Consider the following 15824-nt stretch of genomic DNA (forward strand, 5'->3'; position numbering starts at 1 on the left):
CGTTGGTCAATTACATGAAAAGCCCCGGCAGTCAGACTGTCGGGGCTTTGTTAGCGTGTATGTAGATAAAACAGCCGAAGGAGGCAAAATGTTGTATCATTGAAAAATTGTTAAATTATTTTTCAGTTTAATTTCAATAAGTAAATCCGTGAACGTTTACCACGTTTTGTAAACACTATTTAACTATGTCTTTCTTAGTACTTGACCTCGAAATGACCGGTCCAGAGCCGGATTATAACGAAATTATTCAGATCGGGGCCGTGCTCTTCGACGATAATTGGGTTGAAAAAGGGCGTTACCTCACGAATGTATATCCAGAGAATAAAGACGCGTTTTCATCTTCATCCGAGAAAATTCATAACCTTTCGCTGGCCGATCTGGAAGATGCACCAATGATATACGATGTGTTACCCGAACTGGAAGAATGGATTTGTAAAGAACTCGGGCTTCGTGTTCCGAAAGGTCAGTTAGATCGAACACCTTTTTTGCGCGATGTGATCATCTGCGGACAGAGTGTAATAAATGACATCAATTTTTTAAAGGAAGCTTATCGGTACGAGAAACTTAAGTGGCCCTACTCGCGTGTGCTGCTCGATTTGCATACACTGGCCTATTTTACTTTCCGCGTCCTGAAAGCCAACGGTCGAAAGGTACCAGACCGCCTAAGTTTGACCGCTATTGCAAACTACTTCGGTTTTGCCCGGGAAGACGGCTTTCACAATGCACTCGAAGATGCGGTACTCACAGCGAAATGCCTCAAAGAGGTCTTCAAACTGAGTGATCAACTGCAACTATCACTCTAGTCTAATGCCAGAATTTCTACCAATATCTATCTAGTATGACCGGCGGGGTCAAATGCTTATAGCAACTAAGCCTATTCTATAACCATCTGACTCATCGGGTCATACATAGCGGCAATAACTCTGTTTATTCCGATCAGGCTTATTCCGAAGTCACGTTAGTTTATCAAAGTAGAAAAGGGCGCGGACTAAAACATAACGCAAAGACAATCAAGGCGATCCATCCCAAAACCTGCCGTTTCAAATCAAGAGGTTCATCTCGTTCGGTTGCCGGATGATAAATACCTAAAAAACGGCCAAGAACAAACACGAACACTAAAAAACCGGAATACCCTTCTACATCAGGACGTACCCAGGATACGGCTAGTTGCGCAGCTACCACGCTGAGTGTAACAAGCAATGAAGTCATCCGATTTTCGCTGATGCGCGAAAATGCCAGAAACAAAAAACCGACGTATAAGGCAAAATAACCTAGTACTTTAAAGAATGCTTCATCGGTGGGTACCGCAAAATCGGCGGGTTTATAGGAGCCCAATCCCGCATAAAAAGCAAAGATGATAAACAACGCAGGCGCTACCCACTGAAATCGTTTGCGCCCAATAAGGCCGTAGAGAATATGACCACCATCTAATTGCCCTATAGGAATCAGGTTGAGCGACGTAAAAAACAAGGCCAGATAGCCCGCCATCACAAACGGATAGTGAACCATTTCATAGGGGTGCGGGACACGTGCAGGATCGGCAACGTAGGTTTTGAAGAAGTTGAACAGCAGGTTATCACCCAAACCGATGGCGCCACCTTCTGGCAGATTCTGGTAGGCATATTTCCCATATTCGAGCCCCCATTTCGCATATTCGGGATGAATGGTGAAGATAAATTCTGGAGGTGGCAGATGCGAAAATGCATACCACAATACAATCAGCGCCAGCACAAATCCAGCCAATGGACCAGCAATGCCAATGTCGAAGTATTTCCGACGGCTATTGATATAATCTTTGATCCGAATAAAGGCCCCTAACGTGCCAATGCTTTGCCCAATACCCAGCCAGAGCGGAATATAATACGGCAGGGTTACGCGAACCTTGTTTGCTTTAGCCGTAAAATAGTGTCCAAATTCATGCACCGTCAGAATAGCAAGAAACGGCACCGAAAACTGAAATCCAGCAATAAACTCCGGCCAACCCAAAGGTTTTGTTACTCCCTCAAACGGGATAAACAGGCTTCCGTACATCCATTCGGCACCAGCCAGTGTAGTGGTAATAAGGGTTACTAAAAAAAGACCTCCGTGCAGGAGGTAAGTCTTGATGCGTTGATTCATTTATTGAAGCAGGATGTAGAATATAGGATACATGATGTATGATATAGGATATACGATTTTTCTAGTTGCACATACATTCTATATCATACATGATATACCTCAAATCAGACATCTTTTAAATAGTCTAGAATTGTCAGGGGCGGCTGTACCTGTACAGCCTGAATACCTAACGCAGCCGCTCCCTGGATGTTCGCGGCATTATCGTCAAAAAAGGCCGTTTCTTCAGGCACTATCCCAGCTTCGGTCAACACGTGCTGGTAAATTTCGGGTGATGGCTTCGCTAATCGAACGTCATAAGAATAGAATACACGTTCGAAGAGTTCCTCTAGCGTTGGCTGGTTGAGACTGGTGAGTATGTAGTTTACCCGCCGAATATGGATGGGGCTGGTATTGCTAAGCAGAAACAGCCGGTAATTCTGTTTGAGTTCTTTAATGCGCTCGATCCGTTCGACGGGTAAATCAAGTAGCACGGTATTCCAGGCTGTATCAATCACTTCGTCGGCCCATCGATCCGATGTTTCAGTATCATTTTTCAGCAATCGCCGAACATGGTCGCGGAAAGCAGCGTCATCAACCAGACCCGTTTCATATTGGTTGATAAGACCGTGTTGTTTCCAGACAGCCCATACTTCGTCTTCGGGCAAATTGGCCAGCATGGCAAAATTCCGAACGGGTGCCGTCAGATCAATCGGAATGATAACATCGCCGAGGTCGAAAATCAGATTTTTAAGTAGTGAGGTGTTGGTCACAGAATTCATTCGCAGTTTTCGGTCTGAAAAATAAATAAACCGACTGCCAAAGATAAGGCTAGATTGGCAGACAAACCGCGAAGATTAGCAGGAAGGCTCAGGGATAAACTATTTTTTAATCACAAAGAACACGATCTTTTCATACGTTTCATCATGTAAAAGCCGTTAGGAATCCCGATTTCGACTGAAGCTGACTTGATTTTTTGTCCTTCTGACGGCAGGACAAAAAATAACTACGAAACAACTTTTTTACTGCGAAATTACCTCGAATATTTAGGAACAGATCACAGCATTTCACGTCACAAAACCCAACATACTATCGGTTATTATAAGATCATGGCAAAGAACAAAACAACTGAAAATGAGTCTAGTGTACTGGATTATTTGACTACGATTCCTGACGAGAAAAAGCGCAAAGACTGCTCGGAAATTATTGAATTTATACAAACCCAGACAGGTTTCGTTCCTAAAATGTGGGGTACAGGAATAGTTGGCTTCGGAAGCTACCATTACAAATACGAAAGTGGCCGCGAAGGGGATGCTCCTCTTGTAGGCCTTGCGGCAAGAGCCAATGCCATTACGCTATACATTGCTTTTGAAAGCGAGCAAAAACAGGCACTCTTACAAAACTTCGGAAAGCATAAGACCGGGAAAGGCTGCATTTACATACAAAAACTGGAAGATATTGATACGGAAGTATTGAATAAACTGGTGACCAATGCTATTGATTATAGAAAACGACAATATCAATCCTAAACATCCAGTTTTCGACATACCTCCGCCAGTGCAGTTTCATCACCCACGTTGCCGGGAAAAACAACGTAACTAATTCCAGGAAATTTACTGTTCGCATCCATCTGCCAAACAGGAACGCCAGGTATCACAGGACCAAGCACGAACGCTTTTTCGGCAGAAAGACCTTTGGAAGCCAGATCACTGGAGGTAATCCCACCTTTGGCTACAATGAATTTGGGACGTACCGTAAGCCCTTTCATGATATTGACCAGAAAATCAGATATAACTGCGTTTATGGCCAGGCTACTTTCTGAATCTGAACCCACCTCCTGCCTACGACTCGTGTAGATTACTACATTAGTACCAGAAGCAAGCCATTCATCGGTTTGTCGGCTAATGGTTAAGGCCTGTATCACTGGTTCAGTTGAGTTCAGAATTTCCCCCACATTCACCTCAATCGCCTTGTGCGTTCCTTTTTCCAGAAGCCAGCTAAGCTGACTGGTCGTTTTAGGAACATGGGAGCCAACAACCACTAGTGATCCATTCGCCGAAATCGTTTCTTCTTTTTGCGGAGTGAAAATTTTGCCGGACTCCATTCCCGCACGGATCGGAACCAGCGTTGCCGAACTGCGATACAAAAACTGTTTTCCTGATTTTTCAGCTAGTATCAACCCCATCACAACTACTTCCAGATCCCGATAACTGGCAGCGTTGACAATACAAACTCTCCCTTTTTCACAAGCTTTCAATTTCTCACCTACTACCTGAGGACCACCTAGTCGTATATCGTCAAGCGATAGAGTGTTCACATCGGACGCCTTCACCCGCCCCTTTGTCTTTTCTTCTACCCATAAATTCAGATTGGCGTGCTGATAACCGAACACCACATCCCTGGCAAAAGGCGTATCTGAAACCGGCACTAGCCTGTGATTTTCAACCAGATAATGAACATCATCAATCGAAAAACGGCCTCCTTCAATAAAGGCAGGCACTAAAACAATGATAGCATCTGTCATCCCCATCGTCTCGACAAGGGCATCCACTTCAGCCGGGAAGTGTCCTCTTAAGGTGGAATCACTTCGGCTAATTACGACAATCTCCCTGCCGCTCTCGTTGACCGCTTTCGTTAAGTTAGTTCCAATTTCCTGCGCAAGCGCAACGGCTTCCTGTTCGGGCAGGCTTCGCGAATTGGTGAGAATAAACAAAATCGACGGTTTCTTTTTCAGTTCGTCCGTAATCAGCGCCACACGCCATGACGTAAGCACCGTTACCGAAGACGAGGTTTGTGTTCCGGTAGGGTCATCATCGAGTACCACAATGGTTTTCCCGCTATTGATAAATTCATCGCGAATAGAAGCCAGTAGTTCCTCTTTATAATCAGGAGGCAGTTGCCTCATTCGTTGCGCTACATTCTCGTACATGCAAGTCTAAACGATCTTTTAAGTTGAACTGAGTAAAAAAACGCGAATTGGTTCTATTGATCGTAACGTGAGTGGTCGGCCGCGTTACGATCAATAGAACCAAGAGAACTTAAATCATCTGACCTACTTACTTCGGATTTTACGTCTATGCAGATAATTATAACGGGTGGAGCGGGCTTCCTGGGCCAGCGACTGGCGAAATCGCTCCTATCGAGTTCGTTGATTTTTGACGAATTACTGTTAGTCGACATCGTGATGCCTACTCATACGGGAAACGACGACCGGGTCAGTTGCCAACAAATCGATCTTTCAGAAGAGGGTGCGGCAGTGAACATCATCACTGCCAAAACGGGCATTGTGTTCCACCTCGCAGCTATAGTAAGTAGTCATGCAGAAAAAGACTTTGATCTGGGCTGGAAGGTGAACCTCGATAGTACCCGGCATTTGCTGGAAGCCTGTCGTCATCAGCATCCGGGCATCCGCTTTGTGTTTGCCAGTTCTCTTGCGGTATATGGTGGTGAGCTGCCTGCAATCGTCAATGATATGACAGTCGTTACACCTCGTTCGTCGTACGGAACTCAGAAAGCCATGAGCGAATTGCTGGTCAATGATTATACCCGAAAAAGCTTTGTGGATGGCCGGGTATTGCGCTTACCTACCATCTGCGTTCGGCCGGGGCGACCAAATCTGGCTGCTTCCTCTTTTGTGAGCAGTATTATTCGTGAGCCAATTAACGGTGAAGAAGCTATCTGCCCCGTCTCGCCGGAGCTTGCCTTATGGCTCTCAAGCCCGGATACGATCATCCAGAATATCATCAAAGGAGCGGAACTAACGGCTACTGCTTTTGGCGGATGGCGTACCGTAAACCTGCCCGGAATTAGTGTAACTGTGCAACAAATGCTTGACTCTCTTGAACGACTCACCGACAAAGAAACGCTTGCCAGAATACAATTCAGGCCCGATCCAGCTATTAATGCTATTGTAAGCAGTTGGCCGGGGTTACTCGATAACACAAGAGCGCTCCAGCTTGGATTCGAGGTAGACAGCCATTTTGACCAGTTTATTACTCAGTTTATAGCGCACAACAAGGCGTAGCTTTGACCGCACCTAGTTAACCCGATCTGCCAGGACTGAACTGCTTCGGGCAGATGCCTGGTGCAGGAAAAATAACTTCATGTCGGCCTGAAGGAGTAAATCTGGCTCAGGGGTAACCAGAAAACCAGAAGCCGTTCGAATGGCAACGATCAGCCCTTCGGCGAGTTGATCATCAATGAGTTGTTGCAACGGAAGTCCCCGATAATCTTTTGCGAGTTTATTGATCTCTTTAACGTCCATAATGGAGCCATTTTCGGCGTTTCCCGTCAGGTAATCCAGAAACTCCATAATGTCGGGTCGACTCACGATACTAGCCATGTGCGCACCGCCAATCTTGTCGGGCATAACAACGTTGTTGGCCCCCGCTTTACGAAGTTTACTCTGGGACGAGTAATGGGAAGCGCGGCTAATAATGGTCAGTTTGTCATTCAGGCTCCGGGCGCTGAGAACAATAAACACATTATCGGCGTCGGTAGGCAGGGCGGTCAGTAAGGCTTTTGCCCGTTTAATACCTGCTTTCAGTAAGGTTTCATCTTCGGTGGCACTGCCAATGACATAGAGAAGCGATGCATCTTTCGACTCGTATGAGCGTATACGTTCTTCATTTTGCTCGATGACGATAAAGGGGACTTTGTGCTGCCGTAGCGTGATCGCTGCTTCCTGACCGCTACGTCCAAGACCACACAGAATCACATGATTAGCGAGTGTGTCTATTTGATTGGCCATTTTCCGTTGTTTAAAATAGTGGGAGAGTTCGCCACTGGCTATGTATTGGGTAATCAGCGCCAGCGCATAAGCAAATGTTGTGAAACTGGAAACCAGCAAAAAAACAGTAAAAAGACGCCCTGTTGGCGACAGGGGACGTACTTCGGTATAGCCCGCTGTAGTGATAGAAATAACGGTCATGTACAGCGCATCAATAAAATTGTAGTGCTCGATGTACATGTAACCGGAAATTCCTACCAGCGAAATACCGAGTATAACTAGTAAAGGGGAAAGTAATGAGAATGGTTGCTTCAATATTGATAACAGGCTTATCTATACTATATAATTTCAAATTTATCCAAATTACAACAATATCACCTCGACAAAATTCTTTATCTCAAAATTTCGTTCTGATTTGATTAAAAATCTTAATTCCTAAAGGATCAGCTAAAAAAAGTCGTGCCACGTTTTGGAAACGTGGCACGACTTTTCATTCAATAGCTTTATTATGTAGGTAATCTCTTTGAGAATTGCGGATACTTATACCACCAGATTCAACAGCAACACACCAACCAGTCCAACAATCGACACAATGGTTTCCATCAATGACCATGTTCGAATAGTTTGCCCGATTGTCAGGTTGAAATATTCTTTAAAAAGCCAGAAGCCACCGTCGTTGATATGTGAGAACATCAGGCTCCCGGAGCCGATGGCCAACACCATCAATTCGGGTTTTATGGCCTGCGATTGCAATAAGGGCAGCACAATGCCTACCGTTGTCAACCCGGCAACCGTTGCCGAACCTACGCATACACGAATAAAGGCGGCAATTCCCCAGCCTAGTAATAAAGGCGGAATAGCTGCATCGGCTAGTAAGCTACCAATGTATTTACTCGTTCCGCTGTCACCGAAAACCTGCTTCAATGCGCCAGCGCCAGCAATCACCAAAAGTATTGGGGCAATAGCTTTAACCGCTTCTTCCATGTCTTTGGTAATGGCTTTCATGGCTTGCCCCTGCCGGATACCCAATGCATACATAGCCACCAGCACCGACAATAACATGCCTATATACGGCTCGGCCAGCAACGTAACAATGGTTTTCAGGAACGACTCACCAGGCATCGCATTTTTCAGTGGGCCGAAGGTCGTTAATAGCAATACAGGCAGCAGGGCTACAAAAAAGCTGATTCCTGCACCAGGCAAATTTTGAGTGGCTACTTCTCGATTATTGAACAGCTCCCGGTTGGGTGATGCTTTGATATTAAGCAACGTTTTACCAAACAAAGGCCCAGCGATAATGATAGCCGGGATGGCTACAATAATTCCGTAAATGAGCGTCTGACCAATGTTGGCATGGAGTTGGCCAGCCACTGCCGATGGGGATGGATGGGGAGGCAGATAACCGTGGGCTACGGATAAGGCAGACAACATCGGAACCGCCACCGACATTAACGGCAATCGGGAGGAAGCCGCAATGGTAAAAATCAGCGGAACAACGATAATGAACCCCGCATTGTAGAACAGGGGAATCCCAATCACAAAGCCCGCCAAAGCCAGGCCCCAACGAATATTCTTAATACCGAACCAACCAATCAGGACATCGGTAATTCGCCGGGCGGCTCCGCTTTCGGCGACTAAGCGACCCAGCATGGCCCCGAAACCAATAATCAGCACCAGTTCGCCGAGGGTTCCGCCAATACCCGTCTGAATCGACTTACCTACGGCTACCACATCCATACCCGACGCTAAGCCAATGCCGAGCGACACAATAACAAACGAGATGAAGGTATCTAAACGAACAAAGGCAACTAAAAAAACAAGCGTCAGAATGCCAACTAAGGTAAGTATAAGGGGCATAAGGTACGGGGGTGGGTTAAACTTTAAACACAGAGTAAACGGAGGTAAACACGGAGTAAACAGAGAAATTCATCTCCGTGGCCTCCGTATTAACCTCCGTTTTTCTCCGTGTTTGATTCCAGTCATTTGAACGACAAAGCGTAATTGGCTAATTTTTCTACTTCATTGGCCAGGGAATTGGTCAGGTCGAAAGGTACGACGTGCAGGCGAGTAGTAGCGTCATAGCCAAACACGGGCAGTGGCTGGCAGAAGGTTTCGTTCGCAGGATATACGAGAAACAGGTCGTCGGCTGCGTATTTTTTGCCATACGCATACAACTGATACATATCCGCCTGTTCGATACCGTAGTTACCCGTACCTGCATTCATGCCTGATTCCTGCCCTTTTATCTGTTTCCATTTCGTATCGAACACCATTGTCTGGTTGTTGTGTCGGATCAATATATCGGGTCGAAGTTTAAATTTGGGTGCGCCAATATGCTCATCCACCAGGTGCGCCGATGATTCCTGAACCCGAACATCGTCGGTATCGGGCCAGTACGACCGGATGCCATACGCAACATAATCTTCAAAAATTCGCTCCATCGGAAACAACAGTGACAGGCTTGGCATCTGGCCCGTTTTAATACCAAAACCTCTACCCTGAAGCAAGGCTTCTGCCCAGCGCAGAGCCGATTCGTAGCGAAGGAATAATCGACTTGACCGTCGAATAAGACGCAAATCGTCAGTTAAAGATTCTGTCTCTGGCACCTCATCCAATGCCCAGATTACTTGCCGAATTCGACGTAAAATGGCTTGGTTGGCAGTTTCGCCATTTAGATAAATGAGGGCTGTTTTCAGAATACGATTAGCGGCTACATCAGCAGTAAGGCGATCATACGTAACGGCCAGTCGTTCCGCGTGCCAGGCATTTTCGCGCTGTTGCCGAGCGGCCTGAAGCTTCCCTTTCCAGAATCGTTCATTGCTGTCAACCGATACATAGGCATGCTGGATTCCCTGTTGAACCAGTGGCTCTACCGTGTCAAGAAATGCCGCAATGAACACATCCCAAAGAGGTAACTGAATAGCATGCGTGTGCGCAGCCGGAAGCGTTCGGAACGGACTATGCCGCAAGTGTCGCAACATCGTGAGCAATAAAGATCTGGACTTATCTACTTGCCCAACCTTCGGCAGAATTTCAAATTGGGTGTGGTTGGGTAACGGTAACAAACCAACGTAGTTTCGAACCTGAATCAGCTCGCGTCCTTTTTGTATCGAAAACGCCAATAATCCTTCGGCCTGATCATCATCAAACACAAACCGGCGCAATGCCTGAAAAATCGCATCAGGCACCACTACTCCGTTCGCTGGCGGTTGGGACCAATGCTCAGAGGAACCAATCAGGCTATTTTCAAGAACTGAAATCGTCGTAGGCATAGAGGTATTACACAGAGAAACGACGTTTTAATTTCTTATGCTCGTCCTTTCATAAAATCTCCGGTGGCCGACTTCAACAGTCCCGCGAAAGAGTTCAGGCAGAAAAGAACACCCCGATCAATCAACGCCTTAGCCTGATCGCCGGTAGCGGCTGTAGTGCCGGCAATTAGTCCGGCTTTTCTAATTTTCTCCACGACGCCCGCAATGGTTCGTTTTACTTCATCGTGACCGGGACCGTCGTAATAGCCCATACTCATGGCCAGATCGCGGGGACCAATGACGAACCCATCGATACCTTCAACCTGTAGCAAATCGTCGAGATTGGCGATGGCTTCTGTATCTTCAAGCTGAGGCAATACCAGAGTTTGTTCATTCGCAAATTCGACAGCTTCACCCTGATTCATATTACCCAGCAGATAATCGTTAGCACGCACAGGCGCAAATCCTCGCGAGCCCAGAGGTGGATATTTAACGGCCTGAACCAGAGCCTCTGCTTCGGCAACCGTACTGACGCCCGGCATCATAATACCCATAACGCCTGCATCCAGAAACTGCAAAATCAATTTAGGGTCATTACTCCGAACACGCGCTAAAGGCGTAATACCACTCACATCACAAGCCCGTACAATGTCCTGCACCTGGGCCGTTGTAACAGGGCTATGTTCGCCGTCGATCATGTAAAAATCCAGGCCAGAAAAGCCACACAATTCGGCAACGGTCGGATCTGTGCTGTTGGAAAGAACGCCCAGAACGGGCTGGCCATTTTTAAGCCGGGTTTTAACAATATTTTGCTTCATGTAAAGAGTGAAAGGGCGAATGAGTGAAAGAGCGAAAATCAGGTGCCCGAGTTCATCACTCTTTCACTCATTCGTCCTTTCACTCTTTAGAAATTACGCAAGATACGACCGAATCAGAAAAACAAATCGGCTGCCAGTTGAAACGTGTTACAGTGGGCTTCTACAATATCGGTCAGGCGGGGCGAGTAGCCGCCACCCATTGACACGACGATTGGCAGATTGTTTTTAATAGCCTGCTCAAATACGAACTGATCCCGTTCTTTGCACCCTTCCCGACTAACGCTAAGTTTACCCAGTCGGTCCGACGCCAGAATATCAACTCCCGAAACGTAAAACAGAAAATCAGGTTGCTCGCGCTGAATCAGGACAGGCAGCGTATCGTACAAGGTGTTCAGATAGTGTTCATCGTCAGTACCCGTAGCGAATTCAATATCCAGATCAGACTGCTCTTTTTTCAGCGGGTAATTGTCTTTCCCATGCATACTGAACGTAAATACGCGCGGTTCGTGCTGAAACATCACGGCAGTTCCATTACCCTGGTGTACGTCCAGGTCAATCACCAGAATTTTCCGGGATTGACCCGTTGCCAACAGATAATGAGCCGCTACACCAACGTCGTTGAGCATACAGAAGCCCTCTCCCCGATCGGGATATGCATGGTGCGTGCCGCCCGCAATGTTCATAGAGACACCATCGGTTCGGGCGATTTGCGTGCCTTTAAGCGTTCCCTGCGTAATGATCCACTCCCGTTCAATAAGTTCAGGCGTAAGAGGAAACCCAATCCGACGCATCATTTTGGGGTCAACGGTTCCGGTCTTTAGCGCCTGCACATACTCGGGAGTATGAACGCCCAGTACCCAACGGTCATCCACGGGCTCTGGCGCAAAAAAATTGGCCTCAGAACAGGTACCTTCGTAAAGAAGTTGCTCGTGGATCAGCTCGTATTTAAGCATGGGAAACCGATGACCTTCAGGCAATTTGAGTCGATAAACGGGCGAAAAGGCAATCTGAAGCATGAAGTAATAAGGCCGGTGAGTCGCAAAAAACGACCTGTCCCGTTCGATAAGGATACGCTCTAGTTAACCCATCTTCGACAAGTTGTGTTACCAAACCGTCCTATTTGTTCGTTGGTAGGGTTTATCCAACTACATAATCCGGCTTGTATGAAAACAGCTATTATCACGGGGGGCGGTCAGGGAATTGGTCGTGTAGCCACACAATATTTACTCACTCACGGCTATCGGGTGGCAATTTGGGAAGCCGACACCGACGCCCTGGCCGAACTCAAAGAAGCCTTTAAAGCCTCATCGGCACAAATCCTTTTCGTTTCCTGCGATGTCTCCAGCGAAGTCAATGTTCGTAAAGCCGCAGAGCAAACTATTTCGCATTTTGGCCAAATCGACACTCTGATTAATAACGCGGCCATCATGATCGAAAAATCACTCGACAAACTTACCCTCGACGAGTGGAATCGGGTTATTAGCACAAACCTGACTGGCCCCTTCCTTTGCGCCAAACACACGGCCGCTTATCTGGCCGCTCAGAAAGGCAGCATTATCAATCTCTGCTCAACACGGGCGTTCCAGTCAGAGCCGGATACCTTTGCTTACTCAGCCAGTAAGGGAGGAATTTTAGCGCTAACCCATTCGCTGGCTGTTAGCCTGGGCCCTGATGTTCGCGTTAATGCCATAAGCCCTGGCTGGATCGACGTGTCGGCATTGAAGAAAAAAGCAAAAGCCAAACCTGACGATCTTAGGCCCGAAGATCACGATCAGCACCCGGCAGGTCGCGTGGGGCAAGCCGACGATATTGCCCGGATGATTCTCTTTCTAATAGCCCCCGAAAACAGTTTTATTACCGGTCAGAATTTTGTGGTTGATGGTGGAATGACCCGTAAAATGATTTACGTATAAATACGCTACTAAAAAGGCGAAAACATCCTCACCTTTGCATTGTTAAGTAAGTAGTTTTATCATCTTCATCACCCATGAATATCGAACTCTCCACAGCAACGGAACAATCTCCCCTGGAAGTCCTTGATTTACAGGTAACCTCAAGACGGTCTTCTGGAAAATCAATTTTGTCATTGCGGTTTCTATGCAACAGCGACCGCTATGCCAACCACCTCCAGATACCTGAGTTGTCGTGGTTCGATGCCAGTCAGTTGCAACATTTTTCACAAAATCTGGCAGCAGCACACTACCCGGATACTTGTCAGGTCGATTTATTGGACGCAGGAATACGACTAACGGGCTCGGTTCGTCAATTAGCAGGTCGATGGACCACCGGGCGTACAGTTCGAATTGAGCCATTAGCCTCATCGGCAAGCCAGTTTACCCCGTTTACCATCCATGCATCGCACCTCGATGTGAAAACATACACGGGTAAGCTGTATCATCGCCTGTGGGAATTGTTCACAAAAGGCTAAACCGAAGTTCACTTTTGGGGTTATGGTGTAAATTATGTCCCTACTTAACATGGAAAATGCAAATCAGGATGCGATGCTTAGTGAGCAATCGCAAACGTTCCGACCCAGCACAGGCGGCACTGCCCAGACACCAGACGAGAGTATTATGCTGAATGAGGACTATAATCCAACCGATCTGGCTGGCGATGTAAATAATCCTCCCACCACGCCGACCGATGAGCAGGACGCAACTACAGTAACCAAGGGAACCGGCGAGGCTTCGGGTAGTCCGAATATGGAACCCGACTTAACCAACTACGGCAATGGTGATGCGCTTGGCAATAACGACGGCACCGAACCCGACCCTACCTGGTCAGATGAGGATCAAGCCTGATTAGATTTCACCTCACCCCTTTCCCCTCTCCTACAACAGGAGAGGGGAAATTAGTACCTCATTTCTGGCACCGCAGTATCTGCACCTCCATTGGGTGAAGACGCACGCGCACTACACGCGCTGGCCCCTTTGTTACGCTGCCTCGTTCCTCATAAATTGTTACGCCCCCACTCGTTTTAGTCGACGCTATTCCAGGAGGCTGGGGCTGATCACTATTACTGTACAGGATTGTATAGGTTGTCAGCTCTGGGTTCAGAACGGCATCGACAATGACTTCGCCATCAAACCCACCACCGGTCTGCGTATTAGCTACCACGATCACCTCCTGATCATTTAAAATGCGGGAAAAGGCAAGTACGCCCGGACTGAAAGGTGAAATCCCAAAGTTTACCCCATCGCCAGACAGTGGACGAAAATATTGCCGACCGTATCGAAGAGCGGGTTGAGTAGCCCGCACAAGGCTGATCTGTTTGATGGCTTCATAAAATGGATGCGTAGCGTCAAACGCGCCACTCCCTTTACCCCAGAGTGCTTCCCGTACTGCGGCATCGCTGTTTCCGTTTCCATGCAGCCCCTGTTCAGTACCGTAATACACGCAGGGAATGCCCTGTAACGCAAACAGGCAGGCTAAACCTAAAGTCACCTGGTTATCAAAGCGGTTCGGGTTGGTGGAGTCGCTGAAGTAGTAGCGCTGCCGCATATCGTGATTATCCAGGAACGTCACGAAAAAATTGGTAGCATCACCGTGCGTACTCAAAATATCACTCTCCACGAGTTTGCGGTGCAGATACATATCCTTAACCACCGAGGGAGCCGACAGCCCTTTCGTTACCGACGGAAGTCGGAAAAAGAGCGGAAAATCCAGCGCAGCATCCACCCCAATTGGTTCGTTCGTAAGATTGGTGGTGCGGCCAATAAACTGATTGATTTTCTCTTCCTCGTCATACACTTCACCAAACGTAAAAAAGTTTTTCTTGCCGATGCTCAACGAGAACTCCCGCATGGCATTGGCGAAAATTCGGGCAAAGTCGGCTTCGATATATTTGAGCGTATCAATGCGGTAGCCATCAATATCGTATTTGGCAATCAGATACTGGTACGCAAGAATCAGCGTATCGCGCACGGGGAATGACTGACTGATGGCAACGGATTCGTTAAAATCCGTGACGAATTCTTTCAACGAACTAAAATCACCTCCCTCTTCGCCACCCAGTCCTTTGCGTCGAAAAAACTCATTCTGCTGTAATTCCACCGGCCAAACGGCACCATCATCGTCTACTGGAACACCACTGCTGAAATCGGCAAAGGCGGGTTGCCCATTGGCATCATGCCAGTTGATCGGATAAACCGTACTACGACCGGGAGCCTCCGCCGAATTAGGATTGCCGGTCAGATTGTAGCCAAACACATTGCCAACGTGATTGAGCACAATGTCGAAAATCACGTAGATGTTGCGGGCATGGGCTGCATCGATCAACCCCCGCAGTTCATCTTCTGCGAGTTGTGAATTCAGTTTGGCTGCTTGTGGATCAGAAGCAAACCGGGGCTCGACCTGTAAAAAATCCTGAAAGCCATAGCCATGATAGGTGGTGTCTTCATATTGGCAGTTTTTCACCACTGGCGATAGCCATATAGCCCCCACGCCCAGTTCCTGGAGATAATCCAACTGCTCACGAATTCCATTAAACGTGCCCCCTTGAAATGTGCCATATTCTCCGTTGAACGGAGTATGTTTAGGCGGTGCGATGGGGTTATTGAACCGATCAACGAGCAGGAAATAAATCCAGACATCCCGCCAATCGGGCGGTGACGGAAAAGGTGTGGTAATGGCAACGGCATGAGTACCAATGGTCACAGTACGAAGTTGCGTAGTAGACGCATTCGCCAGAACCGATTGTACAGTTGCGCTTTTAACGGAGGTTGGCATGATGGAAGCTGGTTGTATTGAACAGCTATACTACGCATCTATCTGTAAGCAATGGTACCGTACACTCAATCACATTAGTTTATGCCCTGAACAACACCTGAACGAAGAAGAATTTAGTATTCGGTCAGGCACTGTTGCTATGTAGAGCTCGTTTACGCAAAAAATTAGCAAAAATTCGATCATCGCTATGTCATTGTTTTAGAG

The 15824-nt window shown here is 47.3% G+C and carries 15 protein-coding genes; 6 read left to right on the forward strand and 9 right to left on the reverse strand.

Annotated elements, in window-relative coordinates; translation table 11 throughout:
- The first annotated feature begins 185 nt into the window (after positions 1-185).
- Positions 186-803 (forward strand): 3'-5' exonuclease, encoded by a 618-nt coding sequence (locus tag GO755_RS08495; protein ID WP_157584328.1) that lies wholly within the window; start codon positions 186-188, stop codon positions 801-803.
- Positions 804-966: 163 nt separating this feature from the next.
- Here the strand turns inward: GO755_RS08495 and GO755_RS08500 are convergent, their stop codons facing one another.
- Together GO755_RS08500 and GO755_RS08505 are read right to left on the reverse strand one after the other, a co-directional pair.
- Positions 967-2118 (reverse strand): site-2 protease family protein, encoded by a 1152-nt coding sequence (locus GO755_RS08500; protein ID WP_157584329.1) that lies wholly within the window; start codon positions 2116-2118, stop codon positions 967-969.
- A 104-nt stretch (positions 2119-2222) separates the two neighbouring features.
- Positions 2223-2876, reverse strand: coding sequence for an HAD family hydrolase (locus GO755_RS08505; protein WP_157584330.1), 654 nt, complete (start codon positions 2874-2876; stop codon positions 2223-2225).
- 327 nt (positions 2877-3203) lie between these two features.
- Here GO755_RS08505 and GO755_RS08510 point away from each other — a divergent pair, with 327 nt between their 5' ends.
- Positions 3204-3623: a DUF1801 domain-containing protein gene (locus GO755_RS08510; RefSeq protein ID WP_157584331.1), complete on the forward strand. Its 420-nt coding sequence runs from the start codon at positions 3204-3206 to the stop codon at positions 3621-3623.
- Here GO755_RS08510 and GO755_RS08515 read toward each other — a convergent pair.
- Positions 3620-5023, reverse strand: a complete 1404-nt coding sequence (locus GO755_RS08515) for a four-carbon acid sugar kinase family protein (protein ID WP_157584332.1) — start codon at positions 5021-5023, stop codon at positions 3620-3622. The two genes, GO755_RS08510 and GO755_RS08515, sit on opposite strands and share 4 nt — an antisense overlap.
- Before the next feature lie 147 nt (positions 5024-5170).
- Here GO755_RS08515 and denD point away from each other — a divergent pair, with 147 nt between their 5' ends.
- On the forward strand, positions 5171-6118 hold the full coding sequence (gene denD, locus GO755_RS08520) for a D-erythronate dehydrogenase (RefSeq protein WP_157584333.1): 948 nt from the start codon (positions 5171-5173) through the stop codon (positions 6116-6118).
- A gap of 12 nt (positions 6119-6130) precedes the next feature.
- Here the strand turns inward: denD and GO755_RS08525 are convergent, their stop codons facing one another.
- The 5 genes from GO755_RS08525 to GO755_RS08545 all read right to left on the reverse strand — a co-directional run bounded on the left by GO755_RS08525 (position 6131) and on the right by GO755_RS08545 (position 11908).
- Positions 6131-7138 (reverse strand): potassium channel family protein, encoded by a 1008-nt coding sequence (locus GO755_RS08525; protein WP_227686895.1) that lies wholly within the window; start codon positions 7136-7138, stop codon positions 6131-6133.
- Positions 7139-7363: 225 nt separating this feature from the next.
- Positions 7364-8680 (reverse strand): gluconate:H+ symporter, encoded by a 1317-nt coding sequence (locus GO755_RS08530; protein ID WP_157584335.1) that lies wholly within the window; start codon positions 8678-8680, stop codon positions 7364-7366.
- Positions 8681-8802: 122 nt separating this feature from the next.
- On the reverse strand, positions 8803-10095 hold the full coding sequence (locus GO755_RS08535; protein ID WP_157584336.1) for an McrC family protein: 1293 nt from the start codon (positions 10093-10095) through the stop codon (positions 8803-8805).
- A gap of 35 nt (positions 10096-10130) precedes the next feature.
- The gene (locus GO755_RS08540; protein WP_157584337.1) at positions 10131-10892 is read right to left on the reverse strand and encodes an HpcH/HpaI aldolase family protein; all 762 of its coding nucleotides are present in this window, start codon (positions 10890-10892) and stop codon (positions 10131-10133) included.
- 113 nt (positions 10893-11005) lie between these two features.
- Positions 11006-11908 (reverse strand): histone deacetylase family protein, encoded by a 903-nt coding sequence (locus tag GO755_RS08545; protein WP_157584338.1) that lies wholly within the window; start codon positions 11906-11908, stop codon positions 11006-11008.
- 147 nt (positions 11909-12055) lie between these two features.
- Between GO755_RS08545 and GO755_RS08550 the strand changes: the two genes are divergently transcribed.
- From GO755_RS08550 to GO755_RS08560, 3 genes are all read left to right on the forward strand, one after another.
- Positions 12056-12805, forward strand: coding sequence for an SDR family oxidoreductase (locus GO755_RS08550; RefSeq protein ID WP_157584339.1), 750 nt, complete (start codon positions 12056-12058; stop codon positions 12803-12805).
- 74 nt (positions 12806-12879) lie between these two features.
- Entirely contained in the window at positions 12880-13320 is a 441-nt protein-coding gene (locus GO755_RS08555) for a hypothetical protein (protein ID WP_157584340.1), read from the forward strand.
- Positions 13321-13369: 49 nt separating this feature from the next.
- The gene (locus tag GO755_RS08560; protein ID WP_157584341.1) at positions 13370-13693 is read left to right on the forward strand and encodes a hypothetical protein; all 324 of its coding nucleotides are present in this window, start codon (positions 13370-13372) and stop codon (positions 13691-13693) included.
- 58 nt (positions 13694-13751) lie between these two features.
- Here GO755_RS08560 and GO755_RS08565 read toward each other — a convergent pair whose 3' ends face one another.
- On the reverse strand, positions 13752-15620 hold the full coding sequence (locus tag GO755_RS08565) for an alpha-amylase family glycosyl hydrolase (RefSeq protein ID WP_157584342.1): 1869 nt from the start codon (positions 15618-15620) through the stop codon (positions 13752-13754).
- Between the last annotated feature and the right edge of the window lie 204 nt (positions 15621-15824).

The sequence above is a fragment of the Spirosoma arboris genome (assembly GCF_009754945.1).
In the GTDB taxonomy this organism is placed as follows: domain Bacteria; phylum Bacteroidota; class Bacteroidia; order Cytophagales; family Spirosomataceae; genus Spirosoma; species Spirosoma arboris.

What these genes read in the sequence shown, in the direction of transcription:
- GO755_RS08555 (WP_157584340.1), top strand. Translation starts at nt 12,880, where the DNA reads ATGAATATCGAACTCTCCACAGCAACGGAACAATCTCCCCTGGAAGTC.
- GO755_RS08550 (WP_157584339.1), top strand. Translation starts at nt 12,056, where the DNA reads ATGAAAACAGCTATTATCACGGGGGGCGGTCAGGGAATTGGTCGTGTA.
- denD (WP_157584333.1), top strand. Translation starts at nt 5,171, where the DNA reads ATGCAGATAATTATAACGGGTGGAGCGGGCTTCCTGGGCCAGCGACTG.
- GO755_RS08515 (WP_157584332.1), bottom strand. Translation starts at nt 5,023, where the DNA reads ATGTACGAGAATGTAGCGCAACGAATGAGGCAACTGCCTCCTGATTAT.
- GO755_RS08560 (WP_157584341.1), top strand. Translation starts at nt 13,370, where the DNA reads ATGGAAAATGCAAATCAGGATGCGATGCTTAGTGAGCAATCGCAAACG.
- GO755_RS08540 (WP_157584337.1), bottom strand. Translation starts at nt 10,892, where the DNA reads ATGAAGCAAAATATTGTTAAAACCCGGCTTAAAAATGGCCAGCCCGTT.
- GO755_RS08495 (WP_157584328.1), top strand. Translation starts at nt 186, where the DNA reads ATGTCTTTCTTAGTACTTGACCTCGAAATGACCGGTCCAGAGCCGGAT.
- GO755_RS08530 (WP_157584335.1), bottom strand. Translation starts at nt 8,680, where the DNA reads ATGCCCCTTATACTTACCTTAGTTGGCATTCTGACGCTTGTTTTTTTA.
- GO755_RS08535 (WP_157584336.1), bottom strand. Translation starts at nt 10,095, where the DNA reads ATGCCTACGACGATTTCAGTTCTTGAAAATAGCCTGATTGGTTCCTCT.
- GO755_RS08545 (WP_157584338.1), bottom strand. Translation starts at nt 11,908, where the DNA reads ATGCTTCAGATTGCCTTTTCGCCCGTTTATCGACTCAAATTGCCTGAA.
- GO755_RS08505 (WP_157584330.1), bottom strand. Translation starts at nt 2,876, where the DNA reads ATGAATTCTGTGACCAACACCTCACTACTTAAAAATCTGATTTTCGAC.
- GO755_RS08500 (WP_157584329.1), bottom strand. Translation starts at nt 2,118, where the DNA reads ATGAATCAACGCATCAAGACTTACCTCCTGCACGGAGGTCTTTTTTTA.
- GO755_RS08565 (WP_157584342.1), bottom strand. Translation starts at nt 15,620, where the DNA reads ATGCCAACCTCCGTTAAAAGCGCAACTGTACAATCGGTTCTGGCGAAT.
- GO755_RS08510 (WP_157584331.1), top strand. Translation starts at nt 3,204, where the DNA reads ATGGCAAAGAACAAAACAACTGAAAATGAGTCTAGTGTACTGGATTAT.